We start from the raw sequence: 17833 nt of genomic DNA, 5'->3' as shown, positions 1-17833 counted from the left end.
TCGATCTGCCGTCGACGACGGCGTCAGAACGCGATCAGGCGTCGTCGCCCTCGAGGAGCTTCGTCGTCTTGTTCTGGTCGAGCGGGATGCCCGGGCCCATCGTCGTCGTCATCGTGGCCTTCGTGATGTACCGGCCCTTCGAGGAGGACGGCTTCAGACGAAGGATCTCGTCGAGCGCCGCGGCGTAGTTCTCCACCAGCTGCTCCTCGGAGAAGGAGACCTTGCCGATGATGAAGTGCAGGTTCGAGTGCTTGTCGATGCGGAACTCGATACGGCCGCCCTTGATGTCGTTGACAGCCTTCGTCACGTCCATCGTCACGGTGCCGGTCTTCGGGTTCGGCATCAGGCCGCGGGGGCCGAGGACCTTACCGAGGCGCCCGACCTTGCCCATGAGGTCCGGCGTCGCCACGGCGGCGTCGAAGTCGGTGTACCCGGCGGCGACCTTCGCGATGAGGTCGTCACCGCCGACCTCATCGGCGCCGGCAGCGAGTGCCTGCTCCGCCTTGTCGCCGTTCGCGAAGACGATCACGCGGGCCGTCTTGCCGGTGCCGTGGGGCAGGTTGACCGTGCCACGGACCATCTGGTCGGCCTTGCGGGGGTCGACGCCGAGACGGAACGCGACCTCGACGGTCGCGTCGTACTTGACAGTCGCGGTCTCCTTCGCGAGACGCACGGCGTCCAGCGGGGCGTAGACCTCGTCGCGGTCGATCTTCTCTGCGGCGGCCCGGTAGGCCTTGCTGCGCGTTGCCATCTGCTTCTCCTTTGTCTGAGCAGTCGTGGTGAGCGGGTCCGCGCGGACCCTTCCACTGATCGTCCGACGAGCGTCGGACGATCGATCGGGTGAGGAAATCAGCCCTCGACCGTGATGCCCATCGAACGGGCGGTGCCCGCGATGATCTTCGACGCGGCGTCGAGGTCGTTGGCGTTCAGGTCCTCGAGCTTGGTCGTGGCGATCTCACGCACCTGGTCGGCCGTGATCTTGGCGACCTTGACGGTGTGCGGGGTGGCCGAACCCTTGTCGACGCCGGCTGCCTTCTTGATGAGCTCGGCTGCCGGCGGGGTCTTGGTGATGAACGTGAACGAGCGGTCCTCGTAGACCGTGATCTCGACCGGCACGACGTTTCCGCGCTGCGACTCGGTCGCGGCGTTGTACGCCTTGCAGAACTCCATGATGTTGACGCCGTGCTGACCGAGCGCGGGGCCGATCGGCGGGGCCGGGTTGGCGGCGCCTGCCTGGATCTGGAGCTTGATGAGGCCAGAGACCTTCTTCTTGGGAGGCATGCGAGTTCCCTAACTTTCTGTTGATGGACCGACGCCGTGGGCGATGACCCGGTTGCAGGTGGTGCCGACGAGGATCAGATCTTGGCGACCTGGTCGAACGACAGCTCGACCGGGGTCTCCCGGCCGAAGATTGAGACGAGCACCTTGAGCTTCTGCGTGTCCGCGTTGATCTCGGAGATCGTCGCGTCCAGCGTCTCGAAGGGGCCGTCGGTGACCGTGACGGACTCGCCGACCTCGAAGTCGACCTCCATCGGGGCCTTGCCGGACGTCGCGGGCTGGCCCTCGACCGCGGGAGCCTCCTCGACGAACGTCGGCGCCAGCATCGAGAAGACCTCGTCGATCGTCAGCGGCACGGGCTGGTGCGTGTGGCCCACGAAGCCGGTGACGCCGGGCGTGTGGCGCACCGCACCCCACGACTCGTCGGTGAGGTCCATGCGGACGAGCACGTAGCCGGGGATCCGGACGCGGCGCACGATCTTCTTCTGCGCGTTCTTGAACTCCGCGACCTCTTCCATCGGCACCTCGACCTGGAAGATGTACTCCTCCATGTTGAGGCTCTGGGTGCGGTTCTCCAGGTTGACCTTGACGCGGTTCTCGTAGCCTGCGTACGAGTGGATGACGTACCACTCGCCGAGCTGGCCACGCAGCTCGCGACGGAACTCCTCTGCGGGGTCCACCACGGGTGCATCCTCAGCAGGCTGTTCCTCGCCGTCCACGGGTGCAGCCGTCTCAGCCTCGGCGCGCTCGGCGTCGGGCTCGGTGTTCTCCGGCTTGTCCAGCGAATCCTCGGACACGAAGGAACCTGCTTTCTCGGTCGGTACGTGGGGAAGGACTGATCCTTCGGTGGGCTCTCGGGGTCGGAGCCGAGACGGGGCTGCTAGCCGAAGAGGGCGAGCGTCCCGATGCCGATCAGGTAGTCGATCAGGGTGATGAAGCCCATCATGACGACCAGGAAGACGATCACCACGACGAAGTACGTTCCCAGCTCGGAACGGGTCGGGGTGACCACCTTGCCGAGCTCCGCGATGACCTGGCGGACGAAGATCGCGATGCGCGCGAAGATGTTCGGGCGCTTCCCGTCAGCGCGACGGTCTCCGGCTCCGGCCTCGACCGCACCGGACGGTGATTCACTCACTGTTCTTCCCCACTCGGTGGACGGACAGACCTGGCGGCGGAGTCAACCTGATCGCACTGACCCGCATGGCACCCGCGACGTGTCCAGGACACGGCACAGGAGCCGAGCAGGGTAGACAGGGCTCGAACCTGCAACCTGCGGTTTTGGAGACCGCTGCGCTACCAATTGCGCCACTACCCTTCGGCACCTCAGCCCCTCTGACTCGTCATGCAGGGCATGACTCATCATGGCGAGCGTCAATCACCAAGGGACCACTGTACGCGAACCGACGGCCTGGGTCGAACTCGTCCCAGGAGCCGCTGCGTGATCACGACATACGCACCATACTCAACGCCATGACGACGCACGGCACCGCGCCCACGACACCCCTCGGTGCCGACCGGGACCTCGTCGTCAGCGTCCGCGGGCTGCGCAAGGAGTACGGCGCCACGACGGCGGTCGACGGGCTCGACCTCGACGTCGGCCGAGGTGAGATCTTCGCGATGCTCGGACCGAACGGCGCGGGCAAGACCACGACGACCGAGATCCTCGCCGGCCACCGCCGCGCCACCACCGGCGACGTCTCGGTCCTGGGCCTCGACCCGGCCCGCGCGAGCAGGGCCTGGCGCTCCCGGGTCGGCGTCGTGCTCCAGTCGACCAACGACCTCGCCGAGCTCAGCATCCGCGAGCTCGTGCACCAGTTCGCCCGGTACTACCCGGATCCGCGCGACCCGGACGACGTCGTCGAGATGGTCGGCCTCGGGGAGCAGAGCGGGTCTCGTGCACGATCGCTCTCCGGCGGTCAGCGCCGCCGCCTCGACGTCGCGCTCGGCGTCGTCGGACGGCCAGAGCTGCTGTTCCTGGACGAACCGACGACCGGCTTCGACCCCCAGGCCCGGCGTTCCTTCTGGGAGCTGCTCCGCGAGCTGCGGGCGACCGGGACCACCATCTGGTTGACGACCCACTATCTCGACGAGGCGGACGCCCTCGCCGATCGTGTCGCGGTGATGCGGGCGGGCAGCATCGTCGCGCTCGACTCCCCTGCCGGCCTCCGGGCCCGGACCCACGGCCGCGCCGTCGTGCGCTGGGACGGCGGCGAGGCCACGACCGCGTCCCCGACGACCCTCGTCCAGGACCTCGCCGCGCGGTACCAGGGGGAGGTACCTGCCCTCGAGGTCCGGCGTCCGTCGCTCGAAGACGTCTATCTGGAGCTGATCGGGCAGACGCCCGACGCCGTGCCGGAGAGCACCACGGCGGCACAGGCGTGAGCACACCCCGGACCTCTTCGATCTCGCCGGACGTCCGGCTGCCCGGGACTGCGCGGCTCGGCCTCGCCCGGACCTCCCTGGAGCTGCTCACCTTCGTCCGCGAGCGCGACGCGATGATCTTCATCTTCGCGTACCCGCTGATCATGATGGCGATCTTCGCGACGGTGTTCGACGGCCAGGTGGCGGGCCCGCCGGACTCCGGCGTCTCGTTCGCCCAGTACTTCGTCGCGGGGATCGCGGCGACCGGCATCATGCTGACGAGCTTTCAGACGCTCGCCACGAGCATCGCCGTGGAGCGCGACGACGGAACGCTGCGGCGCCTGCGCACCACTCCGTTGCCGCCGACGGCGTACTTTCTCGGCAAGGTGGGCCAGGTCATGGTCGTGACGGTCGTCCAGATGGCCGCGCTGATCGCCCTGGCGACGACCGCGTTCGACGTCCCGCTGCCGAACGAGCCCGGCGACTGGCTGACGTTCGGGTGGGTGCTGGTTCTCGGCACGGCCACCGGGACGGTCCTCGGGGTGGCGTTCTCGTCGGTCCCGCGGTCGGGCAGGTCCGCGACGGCGGTCGTCGCCCCGCTGGTCCTCGCCCTGCAGTTCATCTCCGGTGTGTTCTTTCCGTTCTACCAGCTGCCGGGATGGATGCAGGACGTCGCCTCGATCTTTCCGCTGAAGTGGATGGCGCAGGGCCTGCGGTCGGTGTTCCTCCCGGACGAGGCCGCCGCCCTGGAGGTGGGCGGCACCTGGGACAACGGGGTGACGGCGGCCGTGCTCGGGGCGTGGCTGGTGGTGGGTCTTCTCGTCGGGGTCCGCACGTTCCGATGGAGGCGACGCGATGACGGGTGACCTGACCACGCTGCCCAAGGCGCACCTGCACCTGCACTTCACGGGTTCGATGCGTCTCTCGACGCTCCAGGAGCTCGCCGCGGGGTACGGCGTACGGCTCCCGGCAGCCCTGATCGACGGAGATCCGCTGCGCCTTCCGGCGACGGAACGCGGCTGGTTCCGGTTCCAGCGCCTGTACGACGCGGCCCGCGCGTGCGTCCGCTCGGAGGCCGACATGCGGCGCATCGTCGACGAGGCCGCGGCGGACGACGCCGCGGAGGGGTCCGGCCGGCTGGAGATCCAGGTGGACCCGACGTCGTACGCCCCGTTCATGGGTGGGATCACGCCTGCGGTCGAGGCGGTCCTCGACGCGGCGAGCACGGCCAGCCGAGACCACGGCCTCGAGGTCGCCGTGATCGTCGCGGCCTCGCGGACACGGCACCCGCTCGACGCACGGACGCTCGCGCGGCTCGCGGCTCAGTACGCGGGCGAGGGTGCCGGCGAGGTGGTCGGGTTCGGTCTGAGCAACGACGAACGTCGGGGCGACACCGCGGAGTTCGCGCACGCCTTCTCGATCGCGCGACGGGCGGGCCTGGCGTCCGTGCCCCACGGCGGAGAGCTGCTCGGCCCCTCGCACCTGCACGACGTCGTGGCGCACCTCTCCCCCGACCGGATCGGGCACGGGGTCCGTGCGGGTGAGGATCCGCGGATGCTCGACCGGCTGGTCACGGCGGGCACGACGCTCGAGGTCTGCCCCGCGTCGAACGTCTCCCTCGGCGTGTACCGCGAGGACGCCGACGTCCCGCTGCGCCGGCTGGTGGACGCGGGGGCCCGGGTCGCCCTCGGTGCCGACGACCCCCTCTTGTTCGGCTCTCGCCTCGTCGCGCAGTACGAGACGGCGCGGTCGGTCCACGGGTTCTCCGACGCCGAGCTCGCCGACCTCGCCCGGGCGTCGGTCCGCGGGAGCCGGGCCGGCCCGACGACGCGCGCACGACTCCTCGCCGAAATCGACGCGTGGGCGCGTCAGGCCGAACATCGCCCGTAGCCAGCCCCTGTAAGGCATCCTGGAGCGAGGGAGGTGGACCCATGCGTGCACGGCGGCGGAGATCGTCCGGCGTCGCCCTCGTGCTGTGCGCCGGTCTCCTGGTCGGCGGGTGCGGTGCGGTGGACGCCGTGTCGGGTCTGGCCGACAACGCCGTCGGGGACACCGGAGCCCCCTCCCCGACGGACGGCGAGGAAGCGGCCGATCCGCCGGCGACACCCACGCAGTCCGCGACAGCGACGTCCACGCCGAGCCCCGCACCGGACGTGGAACCCGCGGAGGCGGCGCCTCCACCAGCGGTCGAGCCCGAGCCGGCACCGAGCACCAGCACACCGACACCGGAGCCGGAGCCGGAGCCGGAGCCGGACGAGGATCCGACGCCGACGGCAGAGCCTGAGCCCGACCCGGAACCGGAAGACCTCGCGATGGGTGCCTCCGGCGCGCGCGTCACGGCGGTGCAGCAACGGCTCGTCGACCTCGGGTACTGGGGGACCGCCGTCGACGGGAGCTTCGGTGCCGGGACCCGCCAGGCCGTCTGGGCTCTGCAGAAGGCCGCCGGTCTGAGCCGCGACGGTGTCGTCGGGCCCCGCACGCAGCAGGCGCTGGACGACGGCGTCCGCCCGGGTGCGCGGTCCTCCTCGGGTCACGTGATCGAGATCGACCTGAACCGCCAGCTCGTGCTCCTGGTCGACGACGGCGTCGTGGGTCGGGTACTCAACGCCTCGTCGGGGAACGGGGAGACCTACGACGCCGGCGGCAGGACCTACCGGGCGACGACGAGCGGCGGGAGCTTCGCCGTCGGACGACAGGTCGACGCGCTCCACGAGTCGAGCCTCGAGCTCGGAGACATGTGGCGACCGAAGTTCTTCAACGGCGCGATCGCCCTGCACGGAGCCGACTCGGTGCCTGCCTGGCCCGCGTCGCACGGTTGCGTCCGGGTGTCGAACGGCGCGATGAACTACGTCTGGGACACCTGGCAGGCCCCTCCGGGCACACCCGTCCTGGTCTACTGAGCGGCGGAGTCGCTAGAGAGCCACGCCCACGAGCACCGGCTCGGGGACGAGCTCGATCCCGTACGCGTCCAGCACGCCGTCGCGGACGGTCCGGGCGAGCGTCAGCAGATCGCTCGCACTCGCGCCGCCGCGGTTCGTCAGTGCGAGAGTGTGCTTGGTGGAGAGCCGCGCGAGGCTCGCGTCGCCGTAGACGCCGTAGCCCTTGGAGAAGCCGGCATGGTCGATCAGCCACGCTGCCGAGGTCTTGACGACCTCGGGGTCGACCTCGCCGAGGGACGGCCCCGTCGTCGCAGCGGGCCGCGACGTCCGGACGGGGAACTGCGGCGCGTCGGCCGGCAGCCGGCTCGCGTCCGAGGCCCGCACGATCGGGTTGGTGAAGAACGACCCGGCACTCCACCGGTCGTGATCGGGCTGGGCAGGGTCGTCGAGCAGCATGCCCTTGCCGCCGCGTAGCGCGAGGACGGCCTCGCGCACGTCGACGGAGGGTGCCCGCTCCCCTACCGTGACCCCGAGCGTCCGAGCGAGCTCGGGGTAGGCGACGGGGGCGGAGAGAGAACCCAGGCGCATCTGCAGGGAGACCTCCAGGACCACGAACCGCGGCGTCGGGTACCAGGGACCGTCGTCGGCGGCGTCGTACATCGAGTCCTTGAGCCGAGAGCTGCGGTACCCGAACCCGAGCTCACCGGCCGCGAGCATGCGGGCCCGCTTCTCGTGGCGGTCCCAGACGCGCACGGACGAGACCACCCCGGCGATCTCCTGGCCGTAGGCGCCGATGTTCTGAACGGGCGCAGCACCGAGCGTGCCGGGGATCCCGGAGAGCGCCTCGATCCCCACCCAGTCGGACTCCACGGCCTGCTGCACCAGCGCGTCCCAGCCGTGGCCAGCCGGTGCCGTGACACTCGCACCGCCGCACGAGTCCTCGGACTCGACCCGGGCCCCGCGACGCGTGTCACGGACGACGACGCCGGCGAAGCCCTCGTCGGCGACCAGGAGGTTCGACCCCCCGCCGACGACGAGGACGGGCTCGCCGACCTCGTCGGCGGAGCGGACCGCGTCGACCAGCTCGGCCTCGGTCGCGGTCTCGACGTACCTGTCGGGGCTCCCGCCCACGCGCAGGGTGGTCAGGTCGGCAAGGCTGGGGGCGTCGAAGGTCACCCGGCCAGCCTAGTTCGTCGCGGCGTCCCCGGGGCGGGACCCCGGCGTGCTCTCGGCGGGCTCGTCGTCGGCTGCCGGGAGCGGGCGCGCGGCCGAGACCACGAACAGCCCGATCACGAGCGGCACCGCGATGACGAGCAGCGCCTCGCGGTACCCCACGAGGTGCGCGAGAAAGCCGATCAGCGGCGGGCCGATGAAGAATGCCGAGTAGCCGATCGTCGCGACCACGCTCACCCGGACGGCGGCGTGCTCGGGGTCGTCCGAGGCCGCACTCATACCGACGGGGAAGCCGAGCGCGGCGCCCGCACCCCACAGGACGATGCCGACCATCGCGACCGCGAGGTTGTCCACCGTGGCGAAGACACCGAGACCGACCAGGGCAAGACCTGCCGACAGTCGCAGGACGGCGACGCGGCCGAACCGGTCGAGCAGACCGGTGCCGAGCAGCCGCATGCCGGTCATCGCGCTGAGGAACAGCGCGAGGCCCAGGGCCCCCATGCCGTCCGCCACGCCGAACCCGTCGACGACGGCGAGCGAGACCCAGTCGTTCGCTGCACCCTCGGTCAGGGCCGCGGCGAGCACCACGATCCCGATCAGGAGGGTGCGACGCTCGGTCCAGGCGGCGAGCTGGTTCCGGCCCGCCGACGGCGCGGCGACGGGGTCGACCTGCAGGTCGTCGGCCGACGGTGCCACGCGTTCCGGGGCCTCGACGGGCAGGAAGTACCGCACGGCGAGGAGGACCGTGACGACCACGACGACCATCGCGGCGACCTCGTGCACGGTGTAGGAGACCTGTAGGAACGCTGCGAGCGCACCGACCCCCGCGCCCGCCACCGTGCCCAGCGAGAACGCCGCGTGCAGCCGGGGCATCAGGGAACGACCGAGCTTGCGCTCGACGGCGGCGCCCTCGATGTTCATCGCCGCGTCCCACACCCCGTTGCCGATCCCGGCGACGACGAGACCTGCACGAACCGCCCAGACGACGCCGAGGTCCACGGCGACGACGGTGACCGCGAACCCGACGGCGGTGACGACGGCGAAGATCACCACCGTCCGCACCGCGCCAAGGCGGTTGACCACCAGCCCGGACAGAGGCAGCGCGCAGATCGACCCGACCGCCGCCGAGAGCAGGAGGAGGCCCATCTGCGCCTCTCCGAAGCCCAGCGCGTCGCGGACGGCCGGTAGGCGTGAGGCCCAGCTCGCGAAGGCGAACCCGGAGGCGAAGAACACGGTGGCGACAGCCCAGGCTGCTCGCTGGGGCGTCAGGGTGGTGGGCATCGCGGCGTACTCCTGGCCGGACGGGTCCGTCAGCAGGAGCGAACGGAGTGCGGATCGGTGCGGGCTCGGATCGAAACGATTCGATCCGCATAGTTTGCTAGTAGGCTGGCTGTCGCGTCAACCGTTGGAGGAGATCCGTTGTCTGCATCCGCACGCCCCACGCTCGCCCTCGTCGCCGAGCGCGCCGGCGTCGCCATCTCCACCGCCTCGTTGGCCTTCACCGCCAACGGGCCGATCAGCGAGGCGAGCCGCAACCGGGTCCTCGCGGCCGCCCGCGAGCTCGACTACGCGGGACCGAACCCCCTCGGTCGACAGCTCCGCTCCGGACGCTCCGGCATCGTCGGCGTGGTCATCGGCGACCAGCTCAAGCGCAGCTTCCGCGACCCGGTCGCCGTGCAGGTGCTCGACGGTCTCGTCTCGACCCTCGGTGCCGCCGGCCTCGGAGTGCTCCTGATCCCGGGCATCCCCGGCGTCGACGCCGACTCCCGCGCCGTCGACCCGCTGATCGAGTCGGCCGCCATGGACGTCGGTGTCCTCGTCTGGGGCGTGCGCACCGACGACCCGACGCTCGCCGCCTTCGAGCGGCGCGGCGTCCCCGTCGTCGTCGGCGAGGGCCGGGAGGTGCCCGGTGCTCCCATCGTCTCGATCGCCGACCGACGTGGGACTGCCGACGTCGTCCGGCACCTCACCTCGCTCGGGCACTCCGCGATCGCCGAGATCGCGCTCCCCCTCGACCACACGCGCCGCTCGGGCCCCGTCGACGCCGCGCGGCTCGCACAGTCGGACCGCACGCCGACGAGCAACCGACTGGCCGGCGTCCGGGACGTCGTCGAACCCGTCATCACCTGGGAACCCGCGGGGCCGCTGGTCGAGCACGGCAAGGAGGCGGCGATCACGATCCTCTCGGGCGACGACCGCCCGACGGCCATCGTCGCCCACTCGGACCTGCTCGCCGCCGGCGCGCTGCTCGCCGCCCAGGAGCTCGGGCTCAAGGTCCCGGAGGACGTCTCGATCGCGGGGTTCGACGGGCTGGACCTGCCCTGGCTCGCACCGGCCGTGCTCACGACCGTCCGGCAGCCGCTCGCCGAGAAGGGCGCGAAGATCGGCGAGGCCGTCGTGAACCTGCTGGCGGGGAACGCCCCGGAGTCGGTCGAGCTCGACGTCGAGCTCGTGGTCGGGACGACGACGGGTCCGCCGCGCGAGGCCGTGTGACTCGTTCTCGCGCCCGAGGCGCAGGGCGACGCTCAGCGCGTCGCTGACCGTGCTGCTGCCGACGACCTCCGGCGAGGCCGTTCAGAGTCGGACGACGGCCTGCGTCTTCATGAGCACGCGTGCGCCCTCGAACGTGACGGCGAGGTCGATGCGTGCGGTGGAGGCATCGGCGTCCAGAGCACCGACGACGCCCACCACCTCGACGACCGCGACGCCCTGGTCGGGGACCGGCACGGGGCGGGAGAAGCGCGTCTGGTAGTCGACGACGGCCGCCGGGTCACCGGCCCACTCCTCGACGAGCGCGACGGCGGCACCCATCGTGAACATGCCGTGCGCGATCACGCCGGGTAGTCCGACCTCGGTCGCGAAGCGCTCGTTCCAGTGGATCGGGTTGAAGTCGCCGCTCGCGCCCGCGTACCGGACGAGTCGAGCCCGGTCGATCTCGACCGTCCGGGTACCGATCTCGTCCCCGACGGACAGGTCGGAGAACTCGGGGCGGGTCATGCGTCGTCTCCACGGACGGCGAGCGTCGACGTGACGGTCGCGACGGGCTGCGGCTCGCCGTCGGCGGTCCGCGCGGCGATCTCGCACCGGGTCGTCACCATCGACAGCCCGCGTCGCTCGACGATCGAGTCGACATGCAGGACGGTCACGAGCTCGTCGCCGGCGACGATCGCGCGATGGTGGGTGAAGCGCTCGTCGGCGTGCACGACGCGGCTGAAGTCGACCCCGGCGTCGGGGTCCTGGATGTACTGGGCCTCGGCCCGCTGCGCGACGACGACCGCGAAGGTCGGGGGCGCGACAAGGTCCGGATAGCCCGCACCCCGCGCGGCCACGAGATCGTGGTGCACGGGGTGGAGGGAACCGACGGCCGACGAGAACTCACGGAGCTTCTCGCGCCCGACGACGTACGCATCCGTCACCGGATAGGTGCGGCCCGCGTAGTCGGCGTTGATCGGCATCGATCGAGAAGTCTTGAATCAGCGGGTTTCGCGGTGCGCGGTGTGCTTTCCACAGCGCGGGCAGAACTTCGCCATCTCGAGGCGGTCCGGGTTGTTCCGGCGGTTCTTCTTCGTGATGTAGTTGCGCTCCTTGCAGTCCACGCACGCGAGCGTGATCTTGGGGCGAACGTCTGAGCTCTTTGCCACGGTAGTGCCACCTCTCGCGCCTCCGGAGGGCGCTACGTCCTATCAGGCCGTGCGACGCCGGCCGTCGCACGGTTGGGGGTGATGAGTGGTAGCGGGAGCGGGACTCGAACCCGCGACACCACGATTATGAGCCGTGTGCTCTAACCACCTGAGCTACCCCGCCACGTGGGGAGATCAAGCGGTTGGGACCGCCCGAAGGCGGTCCCAACCTCTCAATCACCACAGAGCCCCGAAAGGGAATCGAACCCTTGACCTTCTCCTTACCATGGAGACGCTCTGCCGTCTGAGCTATCGGGGCAGCGCAGGAAACTCTACACGGCCTGCGGCGTGTAACGAAATCTGCGACCGCTGTGCCATCCACCACAGGAACGGGCCCTGATGACGGCTGACGAACGGGGCGACACCCAAGGCGTCGCCCCGTTCACGGGTGGCAGGTGAGGGATTCGAACCCACGAAGTCGATGACGGCTGATTTACAGTCAGCTCCCTTTGGCCGCTCGGGCAACCTGCCAGTGTGAAGTTGTGCTCGCCCACGCTCGAAGAGCGCTGCGGGAGCGACGTAAGACTACAACCAGTCCGCGTGTGAATCCAAAACGGTGGGTGCTGCGGCCCCGGGACGCCTACGGTGTGCGGGTGACGTCCACCCCGCAGGATCCGCCGCGCGAACCCGCGGCCCCCACCCTCGCTCCCACCGCGCCCCTCGACCGCACGGGCCTGCTCCTGGGCGTCGGCGCGTACGTGATCTGGGGTGGCATGCCGCTCTTCTTCCCGCTCCTGGCACCCGCCGGCGCGCTCGAGATCATCGCGCACCGGATCGTGTGGAGCCTCGTCTTCTGCGTCGTCCTGCTCGCCGCCACCGGCTCTCTGCGCACCGTGGGCACCGTCGTCCGCGACAGGCGCACGCTCGGGCTCCTCGCCCTCGGCGGCGCCCTGGTCGCCGTCAACTGGACGACCTACGTCTACGGCGTGCTCACCGACCGGGTGCTCGACGCCGCGCTCGGATACTTCATCAACCCGATCCTGACGATCCTGCTCGCGGTGGTCGTCCTGCGCGAGAAGCTTCGCCCGCTGCAGTGGGCTGCGGTCGGGCTCGGGGTGCTCTCCGTCGTCGTGATCTCGACCGGCGTGGGCGGGATCCCCTGGATCGCGCTGACCGTGGCGCTCTCCTTCGCGCTCTACGGCCTGGTGAAGAACCGCACCGGGCGCAGCGTGGGCGCGCTGCCCGGCCTGGCCGTGGAGACCGCCGTGCTCACCCCGGCCGCGCTGGTCTACCTCGGCGTGCTGTTCGCCCAGGGCACCGGGACGTTCAGCACCGAGGGTGCCGGACACGCGCTGCTCCTGATGAGCTGCGGGGTTATCACCGGGCTGCCACTGCTCCTGTTCGGCGCCTCCGCGCGCCGGATCCCTCTCAGCGTCGTCGGCATGCTGCAGTACCTCGGGCCGCTTCTGCAGTTCGTGGTCGGCGCGTTCGTCTTCGACGAGCCCATGCCGGGCGCCCGCTGGGCCGGGTTCGTCCTCGTGTGGTGCGCGCTGATCCTCCTGACCGCCGACGCCCTGCGCGCGGCCCGCGCCACGAGACTCGCCGCGCGCACTACCGTGGGACCAGCTGACCCCGAACCCGCAGAAGGAGAAACCCATGGCTGACTCGTCGTTCGACATCGTGAGCAAGGTCGACCGCCAGGAGGTGGACAACGCCCTGAACCAGGCGGCGAAGGAGATCGCGCAGCGCTACGACTTCAAGGGAGTCGGCGCCTCGATCGCGTGGAGCGGCGACGACGCGATCGTCATCACCGCCAACTCCTCCGAGCGCGTGCTGGCCGCCCTCGACGTCTTCCAGTCCAAGCTCATCAAGCGCGGCGTCTCGCTCAAGGCCTTCGACACCGGCGAGAACGAGCCCCAGGCCTCGGGCAAGGAGTACCGACTGGCAGGGTCCCTGAAGGAAGGACTCGCCGGCGAGAACGCCAAGAAGGTGACGAAGCTCATCCGCGAGGAAGGCCCCAAGGGCGTCAAGACGCAGATCACGGGCGACGAGGTGCGTGCCACCTCCAAGTCCCGCGACGACCTGCAGGCCGTCCAGGCGCTCCTCAAGGGCGCCGACCTCGACGTCGCGCTCCAGTTCGTCAACTACCGCTGACCCGACGTCGCCCCGCCCTCGTCCGCGGGCGGGGCGCCGCCGGCAGCGGTGAGCTCGGCCCGTAGAGAGCGGATCTCGTCCCGGAGCTCGCGCACCTCGGCCCGGGTCGCCGCGCCGTCCTCCTCCCCCATCTCGGCCACCTGGTCGGTCAGCCACGACGCCAACGTCGCCGTCACGACACCGAGCAGCGTGATCCCCATCGCCATCAGGACGACCGCGACGCACCGACCCGTCGCCGTCACCGGGTACTCGTCCCCGTAGCCCACGGTCGTCATCGTGACCACGGCCCACCAGATGCCGTCACCGACGTGCTCGATCGTGGAACCGTCGACGCCTCGCTCGGTGTCGGTGATGGCGAGCCCGCCGACCAGGATCAGCAACGACGTCGCCCCCACGGCATACGTCACCACCCGCCCGCGCAGGCCGTCCGCCGTCGTCCGGTCCAGGACCCGCAGCAGCGTCAGGAGGCGCAGGAGGCGCAACGGCCGGAGCATCGGGAGTACCAGGATCGCCAGGTCGAAGAGGTTGTGGCGAACGAATCCCCGGCGGTCGGCGCTGAGAAGGAGTCGACCCACGTAGTCGACGCCGAAGAGCACCCACGTCGTCGTGATCAGCACCTCGCACAGCACGGCGGTCTGGGGCGAGACGTCCGGCCAGACGATCGGCACGGCGTACGCCACGAGAAACACCACGGCGAGGCCGATCAAGGGCCACTCGGCCTTCTTCTCCCACATCTGCACGCGATCCATGGGCGACCATGGTGCCAGGTCGTCCCCAGCCCACGGACCGCGGACGCCGTCGCGCTCCGGACGAGGCACGATGGAGGCGTGAGCCGAAGCCGTCCGCCCGCCGCCCGAGCCCTGACCGTCGCGGCCCTCGTCGCGTGCCTCCCGACCGCCTGCTCCGCGCCGACGTCCACGGAACCGGACCGGGCGCCGACCGGACCGACCGTGTCGACGGTGGCCTACGGGAACGACTCGCACCAGGTAGCGGACCTCTACGTGCCCGACGAACGCTCGGACCACCCGACCCCCGTCGTGGTCCTGATCCACGGCGGCTACTGGCGCAGCGGCTACGAACGGTCGCTCGAGACCGCGCTCGCCGACGACCTCGTGAGCGACGGGTACGTCGTCTGGAACGTCGAGTACAGGGCCGCAGACGACCCGGGCGGCGGCTGGCCGGGCACGTACGACGACGTCGCGGCCGCGGTCGACATCCTTCCGTCGGCCCTGGAGACCGCGGGCGTCGACGCCGGGCCGGTCGCCGTCGTCGGGCACTCGGCCGGGGGGACGCTCGCGCTGTGGCTCGGGGCACGGGGCGGTCTCGCAGACGGGGCAGTCGGCTCCGACCCGCGACTCGTTCCCGACGCCGTGGTCTCCCAGGCCGGCGTCAACGACCTCGAGCGGGCCAGCGCGACCGGTGCCGGGGGCGGGGCCATCGACGCGCTGCTCGGTGGCCGTCCCGACGAGGTGCCCGAGCGCTACGCGGTCGCCTCGCCGGTCCGGCGGGTGCCGCTGGGGGTCGACACGCTCGTGCTCACCGGAGCGCTCGACGCGACGGTCCCGGTGGAACAGACGACCCTCTACGGCGACGCGGCCGAGGCCGCCGGGGACACCGTGACGACGCTGACGGTCGACGGCGAGGACCACTTCGCACACCTCGATCCCACGTCCGACTCGTGGGCGGCGGTCCGCACGTACCTCGAGTCAACCGTCGGGCCGGCACGGGCGGACGACGTCAGTAGCGGATGATCCCGTCCTGGGTCCCGGCCTGACGCTGCAGGCGTTCGATCCTGTCCTTCATCGGCGGGTGCGTCGCGAACATCTTCGCCATGCCCCCGCCCGAGAACGGGTTCGCGATCATCATGTGCGCGGCGTCGACCGTGTCACGGGTCTGCGGGAGCGGAGCGCGCTGCGTGCCGCTCTCGAGCTTCGCCAGCGCCGACGCCAGCGCCAGCGGGTCGCCGGTCAGCGTCGCGCCGTCCTCGTCCGCGTCGTACTCACGTGTCCGGCTGATGGCCAGCTTGATCAGCATGGCGGCGAACGGCGCGAGGATCGCCATCGCGATCGCCGCGAGCGGGTTGCCGCCGCGGTCCCGGCCCCCGCCGAAGATGAGGAGGAACTGCGCGAGAGAGGTCACCAGGCCGGCGATCGCGCCGGCCACCGAGGACGTGAGGATGTCCCGGTTGTAGACGTGCATCAGCTCGTGGCCCAGCACGCCCCGCAGCTCGCGCTCGTCGAGCAGCGTCAGGATGCCCTCCGTGCAGCACACCGCCGCGTTCTTGGGGTTGCGCCCCGTGGCGAACGCGTTCGGCGCCGCCGTGGACGAGACGTACAGGCGCGGCATCGGCTGGTCGGCCTTCGCCGAGAGCTCGCGGACGATCCGGTACATCGCAGGCTGTTCGGCCTCCGTCACCGGCCGGGCGTGCATCGCCCGGATCGCCAGCTTGTCCGAGTTCCAGTACCCGTACGCCGTACTGCCGACTCCGAGGAGTGCGAAGATCCAGAGCGTCCCCGGGTCCTGCCCGAACAGCGCCCAGATGCCCAGGAGGACCGCCCAGAGCGCCCCGAACAGCGCCGCGGTCTTGAGTCCGTTGAAATGATGGTGACGAGGCACGCGCTTCCCTTCTCGACCGTGAGTGACCAGGATATCTGTGTGCGCTGGGAAGGAACTGGGCGCCCGCTGCATCGTCGGGCCGACGACTCCGGGAACGCCGAAGGCCGCGGGCCCGGGGCACGCTCGCCCCTGGACCCGCGGCCTTCGACCGGAGGACTAGTTCGTCGCGGACTGTCCGCGCACGATGGAGAGCATCTCCTCGCGCGGGACGACCTTGATGCGCTCGCGTCCGTGAGGCTCCCCGAGCGAGCGCTCGTGCGCGTCGAGGAGCTGCCAGCCGGACCACTCCACGTACTCGACGCCGCGCTCGGCGAGGAACTCGAGGATCGCGTCGGGCTCGCCGTGCTCGGCGGTCCGTCCCTCGGCGGGAGCCTCGGTGATGTCCTCCACCAGGTGCCGGATCGTCTCCGACGCGTCCGACTTGGTCGACCCGATCAGACCGATCGGACCACGCTTGATCCATCCGGTCGCGTAGACCCCGGGGACCTGCTCGCCGTCGATGTCGATGACGCGGCCCTCACGGTTGGAGATCACGCCCTTGAGATCGTCGAACGGGATCTCGGGCAGCGGCGATCCGAAGTAGCCCACCGCGCGGTACACCGACTGAACCGGCCAGTCGTGGAACTCGCCCGTTCCCTTGACCGTGCCGTCACCCTGGAGCTCCGTGCGCTCGGTCCGGACGCCGACGACCTTCCCGTCCTCACCGAGGATCTCGTGCGGGGCGTGCAGGAAGTGCAGGTGCAGGCGGCGCGAGGCGGTGAACTCTTCGGGGTCCTTCAGCGTCCAGTCGGTCAGGGTCTTGACGACCTGCTTGGTCTGGTTCGACGACCCGATGGCGGCCATGGAGCCCTCGTCAAACTCGAAGTCCTCCGGGTAGACGATGACGTCGACGTCCGGGACGTGCCCGAGCTCACGGAGCTCGAGCGGAGAGAACTTGACCTGAGCGGGCCCGCGGCGCGCGAACAGGTGCACGTCCGTGACGGTCGACGACTTCAGCGTCTCGTACACGTTGGCGGGGATCTCGGTCGGCAGCAGGTCGTCCGCGTGCTTGGCGAGGACGCGCGCGACGTCGAGCGCCACGTTCCCGGCACCGATCACCGCGACCTGCTCGCCCTGCAGCGGCCACTCGCGCGAGACGTCCGGGTGCCCGTCGTACCAGGACACGAAGTCGGCCGCGCCGTGCGAGCCCTCGAGGTCGATGCCCGGGATCGTCAGGTCCGCGTCGCGGATCGCACCCGTGGAGAAGATCACCGCGTCGTAGTACTGGCGCAGGTCGTCCAGCTTCACGTCGACTCCGTAGTCGACGTTGGCGATGAGGCGCACGTCGCCGCGGTCGAGGACCCGGTGCAGCGCCGTGATGATCTGCTTGATGCGCGGGTGGTCAGGCGCCACGCCGTAACGGACCAGGCCGAACGGCGCCGGGAGGCGCTCGAAGAGGTCGATGCTCACGTCGACGTCGGTCTTCGACAGGATGTCCGAGGCATAGATGCCTGCGGGGCCCGCGCCGACGACGGCGACGCGAAGAGGACGGTTACTACTCACGGTGACGTGCACCTTCCGGATCGAGTACTCACGAGGTGGGGCAGGCGGTGCTCACCGCGCCGGCCCGTCGATGCCCCCGCTCACCGCGCTGGTCGCACGGGCACGGCGGGGCTCGACCTCGATCGTACAACTGACGTTAGCCAAGCCTCACTCTTCCAGCGTACCCGCGCACCGTCGAGGCCTGTTCGTCCGATGGGCGAATGTAAC

Annotated in this window: 20 protein-coding genes and 4 tRNA genes; 8 read left to right on the top strand and 16 right to left on the bottom strand. The window is 70.5% G+C overall.

From position 1 onward, the window contains the following. Window positions 1-34: 34 nt before the first annotated feature. From rplA to Q343_RS0103265, 5 genes are all read right to left on the bottom strand, one after another. The gene (gene rplA, locus Q343_RS0103285) at window positions 35-751 is read right to left on the bottom strand and encodes a 50S ribosomal protein L1 (RefSeq protein WP_029252159.1); all 717 of its coding nucleotides are present in this window, start codon (window positions 749-751) and stop codon (window positions 35-37) included. Between the two features lie 98 nt (window positions 752-849). After that, on the bottom strand, window positions 850-1281 hold the full coding sequence (gene rplK / locus Q343_RS0103280; RefSeq protein ID WP_029252158.1) for a 50S ribosomal protein L11: 432 nt from the start codon (window positions 1279-1281) through the stop codon (window positions 850-852). Window positions 1282-1355: 74 nt separating this feature from the next. Continuing rightward, window positions 1356-2075, bottom strand: coding sequence for a transcription termination/antitermination protein NusG (nusG, locus tag Q343_RS0103275; RefSeq protein WP_029252157.1), 720 nt, complete (start codon window positions 2073-2075; stop codon window positions 1356-1358). A gap of 83 nt (window positions 2076-2158) precedes the next feature. After that, window positions 2159-2416: a preprotein translocase subunit SecE gene (secE, locus tag Q343_RS0103270; RefSeq protein WP_029252156.1), complete on the bottom strand. Its 258-nt coding sequence runs from the start codon at window positions 2414-2416 to the stop codon at window positions 2159-2161. Window positions 2417-2523: 107 nt separating this feature from the next. After that, window positions 2524-2596: transfer RNA gene (locus Q343_RS0103265), tRNA-Trp, on the bottom strand. A gap of 155 nt (window positions 2597-2751) precedes the next feature. On the opposite strand from Q343_RS0103265, the gene Q343_RS0103260 reads away from it, so the two are divergent. The 4 genes from Q343_RS0103260 to Q343_RS15560 are packed head-to-tail and all read left to right on the top strand — an operon-like array spanning window position 2752 to window position 6542. Next, window positions 2752-3663, top strand: coding sequence for an ABC transporter ATP-binding protein (locus Q343_RS0103260; protein ID WP_052366818.1), 912 nt, complete (start codon window positions 2752-2754; stop codon window positions 3661-3663). Further along, entirely contained in the window at window positions 3660-4508 is an 849-nt protein-coding gene (locus Q343_RS0103255) for an ABC transporter permease (RefSeq protein ID WP_052366817.1), read from the top strand. Before Q343_RS0103260 ends, Q343_RS0103255 begins: the two co-directional genes overlap by 4 nt. Then, complete coding sequence (locus Q343_RS0103250; protein WP_043109188.1) at window positions 4498-5532, top strand: adenosine deaminase; 1035 nt, start codon at window positions 4498-4500, stop codon at window positions 5530-5532. The genes Q343_RS0103255 and Q343_RS0103250 overlap by 11 nt, the downstream gene beginning before the upstream one ends. A 41-nt stretch (window positions 5533-5573) precedes the next feature. Beyond that, window positions 5574-6542 (top strand): L,D-transpeptidase family protein, encoded by a 969-nt coding sequence (locus Q343_RS15560; RefSeq protein ID WP_052366816.1) that lies wholly within the window; start codon window positions 5574-5576, stop codon window positions 6540-6542. 12 nt (window positions 6543-6554) lie between these two features. Here Q343_RS15560 and Q343_RS0103240 read toward each other — a convergent pair whose 3' ends face one another. Together Q343_RS0103240 and Q343_RS0103235 are read right to left on the bottom strand one after the other, a co-directional pair. Next, window positions 6555-7697 carry a UDP-N-acetylmuramate dehydrogenase gene (locus Q343_RS0103240; protein ID WP_029252151.1) on the bottom strand — a complete coding sequence of 381 codons (1143 nt, stop codon included), beginning with the start codon at window positions 7695-7697 and terminating at the stop codon, window positions 6555-6557. Between the two features lie 9 nt (window positions 7698-7706). Continuing rightward, entirely contained in the window at window positions 7707-8975 is a 1269-nt protein-coding gene (locus Q343_RS0103235) for an MFS transporter (protein ID WP_052366815.1), read from the bottom strand. A 138-nt stretch (window positions 8976-9113) separates the two neighbouring features. On the opposite strand from Q343_RS0103235, the gene Q343_RS0103230 reads away from it, so the two are divergent. Continuing rightward, window positions 9114-10187 (top strand): LacI family DNA-binding transcriptional regulator, encoded by a 1074-nt coding sequence (locus Q343_RS0103230; RefSeq protein ID WP_029252149.1) that lies wholly within the window; start codon window positions 9114-9116, stop codon window positions 10185-10187. Between the two features lie 81 nt (window positions 10188-10268). Here Q343_RS0103230 and Q343_RS0103225 read toward each other — a convergent pair whose 3' ends face one another. The 6 genes from Q343_RS0103225 to Q343_RS0103200 form a co-directional block, all read right to left on the bottom strand. After that, on the bottom strand, window positions 10269-10691 hold the full coding sequence (locus tag Q343_RS0103225; RefSeq protein ID WP_029252148.1) for a MaoC family dehydratase: 423 nt from the start codon (window positions 10689-10691) through the stop codon (window positions 10269-10271). Next, complete coding sequence (locus tag Q343_RS0103220; protein ID WP_029252147.1) at window positions 10688-11149, bottom strand: FAS1-like dehydratase domain-containing protein; 462 nt, start codon at window positions 11147-11149, stop codon at window positions 10688-10690. The genes Q343_RS0103225 and Q343_RS0103220 overlap by 4 nt, the downstream gene beginning before the upstream one ends. 18 nt (window positions 11150-11167) lie before the next feature. Then, window positions 11168-11335, bottom strand: a complete 168-nt coding sequence (gene rpmG, locus Q343_RS0103215) for a 50S ribosomal protein L33 (RefSeq protein ID WP_029252146.1) — start codon at window positions 11333-11335, stop codon at window positions 11168-11170. An 86-nt stretch (window positions 11336-11421) separates the two neighbouring features. Continuing rightward, a tRNA-Met gene (locus tag Q343_RS0103210) sits at window positions 11422-11498 on the bottom strand. Between the two features lie 62 nt (window positions 11499-11560). Next, a tRNA-Thr gene (locus Q343_RS0103205) sits at window positions 11561-11633 on the bottom strand. Between the two features lie 130 nt (window positions 11634-11763). After that, a tRNA-Tyr gene (locus tag Q343_RS0103200) sits at window positions 11764-11845 on the bottom strand. A gap of 122 nt (window positions 11846-11967) precedes the next feature. On the opposite strand from Q343_RS0103200, the gene rarD reads away from it, so the two are divergent. Both rarD and Q343_RS0103190 read left to right on the top strand, forming a co-directional pair. Continuing rightward, complete coding sequence (gene rarD / locus Q343_RS0103195) at window positions 11968-12978, top strand: EamA family transporter RarD (protein ID WP_248616726.1); 1011 nt, start codon at window positions 11968-11970, stop codon at window positions 12976-12978. Then, window positions 12971-13468, top strand: coding sequence for a YajQ family cyclic di-GMP-binding protein (locus Q343_RS0103190; protein WP_029252144.1), 498 nt, complete (start codon window positions 12971-12973; stop codon window positions 13466-13468). Before rarD ends, Q343_RS0103190 begins: the two co-directional genes overlap by 8 nt. Here the strand turns inward: Q343_RS0103190 and Q343_RS0103185 are convergent. Beyond that, entirely contained in the window at window positions 13459-14217 is a 759-nt protein-coding gene (locus Q343_RS0103185; protein WP_155990612.1) for a potassium channel family protein, read from the bottom strand. The two genes, Q343_RS0103190 and Q343_RS0103185, sit on opposite strands and share 10 nt — an antisense overlap. A 78-nt stretch (window positions 14218-14295) precedes the next feature. On the opposite strand from Q343_RS0103185, the gene Q343_RS0103180 reads away from it, so the two are divergent. Further along, window positions 14296-15219 (top strand): alpha/beta hydrolase family protein, encoded by a 924-nt coding sequence (locus Q343_RS0103180; RefSeq protein ID WP_052366814.1) that lies wholly within the window; start codon window positions 14296-14298, stop codon window positions 15217-15219. Here Q343_RS0103180 and htpX read toward each other — a convergent pair. Further along, window positions 15206-16084: a zinc metalloprotease HtpX gene (gene htpX, locus Q343_RS0103175; RefSeq protein WP_029252141.1), complete on the bottom strand. Its 879-nt coding sequence runs from the start codon at window positions 16082-16084 to the stop codon at window positions 15206-15208. The genes Q343_RS0103180 and htpX overlap by 14 nt on opposite strands. A gap of 156 nt (window positions 16085-16240) precedes the next feature. Then, on the bottom strand, window positions 16241-17626 hold the full coding sequence (locus Q343_RS0103170; protein WP_043109518.1) for an FAD-dependent oxidoreductase: 1386 nt from the start codon (window positions 17624-17626) through the stop codon (window positions 16241-16243). Window positions 17627-17833 lie beyond the last annotated feature (207 nt).

The sequence above is a fragment of the Paraoerskovia marina DSM 21750 genome, assembly GCF_000701465.1.
In the GTDB taxonomy this organism is placed as follows: domain Bacteria; phylum Actinomycetota; class Actinomycetes; order Actinomycetales; family Cellulomonadaceae; genus Paraoerskovia; species Paraoerskovia marina.
The sequence above is the reverse complement of the archived record's forward strand: the minus strand, read 5'-3'. Positions and strand labels throughout refer to the sequence as shown.

Bases quoted from the DNA above. Each gene is read 5' to 3' on its own strand.
- Q343_RS0103185 (WP_155990612.1), bottom strand. From the start codon at position 14,217: ATGGATCGCGTGCAGATGTGGGAGAAGAAGGCCGAGTGGCCCTTGATC.
- rplK (WP_029252158.1), bottom strand. From the start codon at position 1,281: ATGCCTCCCAAGAAGAAGGTCTCTGGCCTCATCAAGCTCCAGATCCAG.
- Q343_RS0103220 (WP_029252147.1), bottom strand. From the start codon at position 11,149: ATGCCGATCAACGCCGACTACGCGGGCCGCACCTATCCGGTGACGGAT.
- Q343_RS0103225 (WP_029252148.1), bottom strand. From the start codon at position 10,691: ATGACCCGCCCCGAGTTCTCCGACCTGTCCGTCGGGGACGAGATCGGT.
- Q343_RS0103250 (WP_043109188.1), top strand. From the start codon at position 4,498: ATGACGGGTGACCTGACCACGCTGCCCAAGGCGCACCTGCACCTGCAC.
- rplA (WP_029252159.1), bottom strand. From the start codon at position 751: ATGGCAACGCGCAGCAAGGCCTACCGGGCCGCCGCAGAGAAGATCGAC.
- Q343_RS15560 (WP_052366816.1), top strand. From the start codon at position 5,574: ATGCGTGCACGGCGGCGGAGATCGTCCGGCGTCGCCCTCGTGCTGTGC.
- Q343_RS0103260 (WP_052366818.1), top strand. From the start codon at position 2,752: ATGACGACGCACGGCACCGCGCCCACGACACCCCTCGGTGCCGACCGG.
- Q343_RS0103235 (WP_052366815.1), bottom strand. From the start codon at position 8,975: ATGCCCACCACCCTGACGCCCCAGCGAGCAGCCTGGGCTGTCGCCACC.
- Q343_RS0103190 (WP_029252144.1), top strand. From the start codon at position 12,971: ATGGCTGACTCGTCGTTCGACATCGTGAGCAAGGTCGACCGCCAGGAG.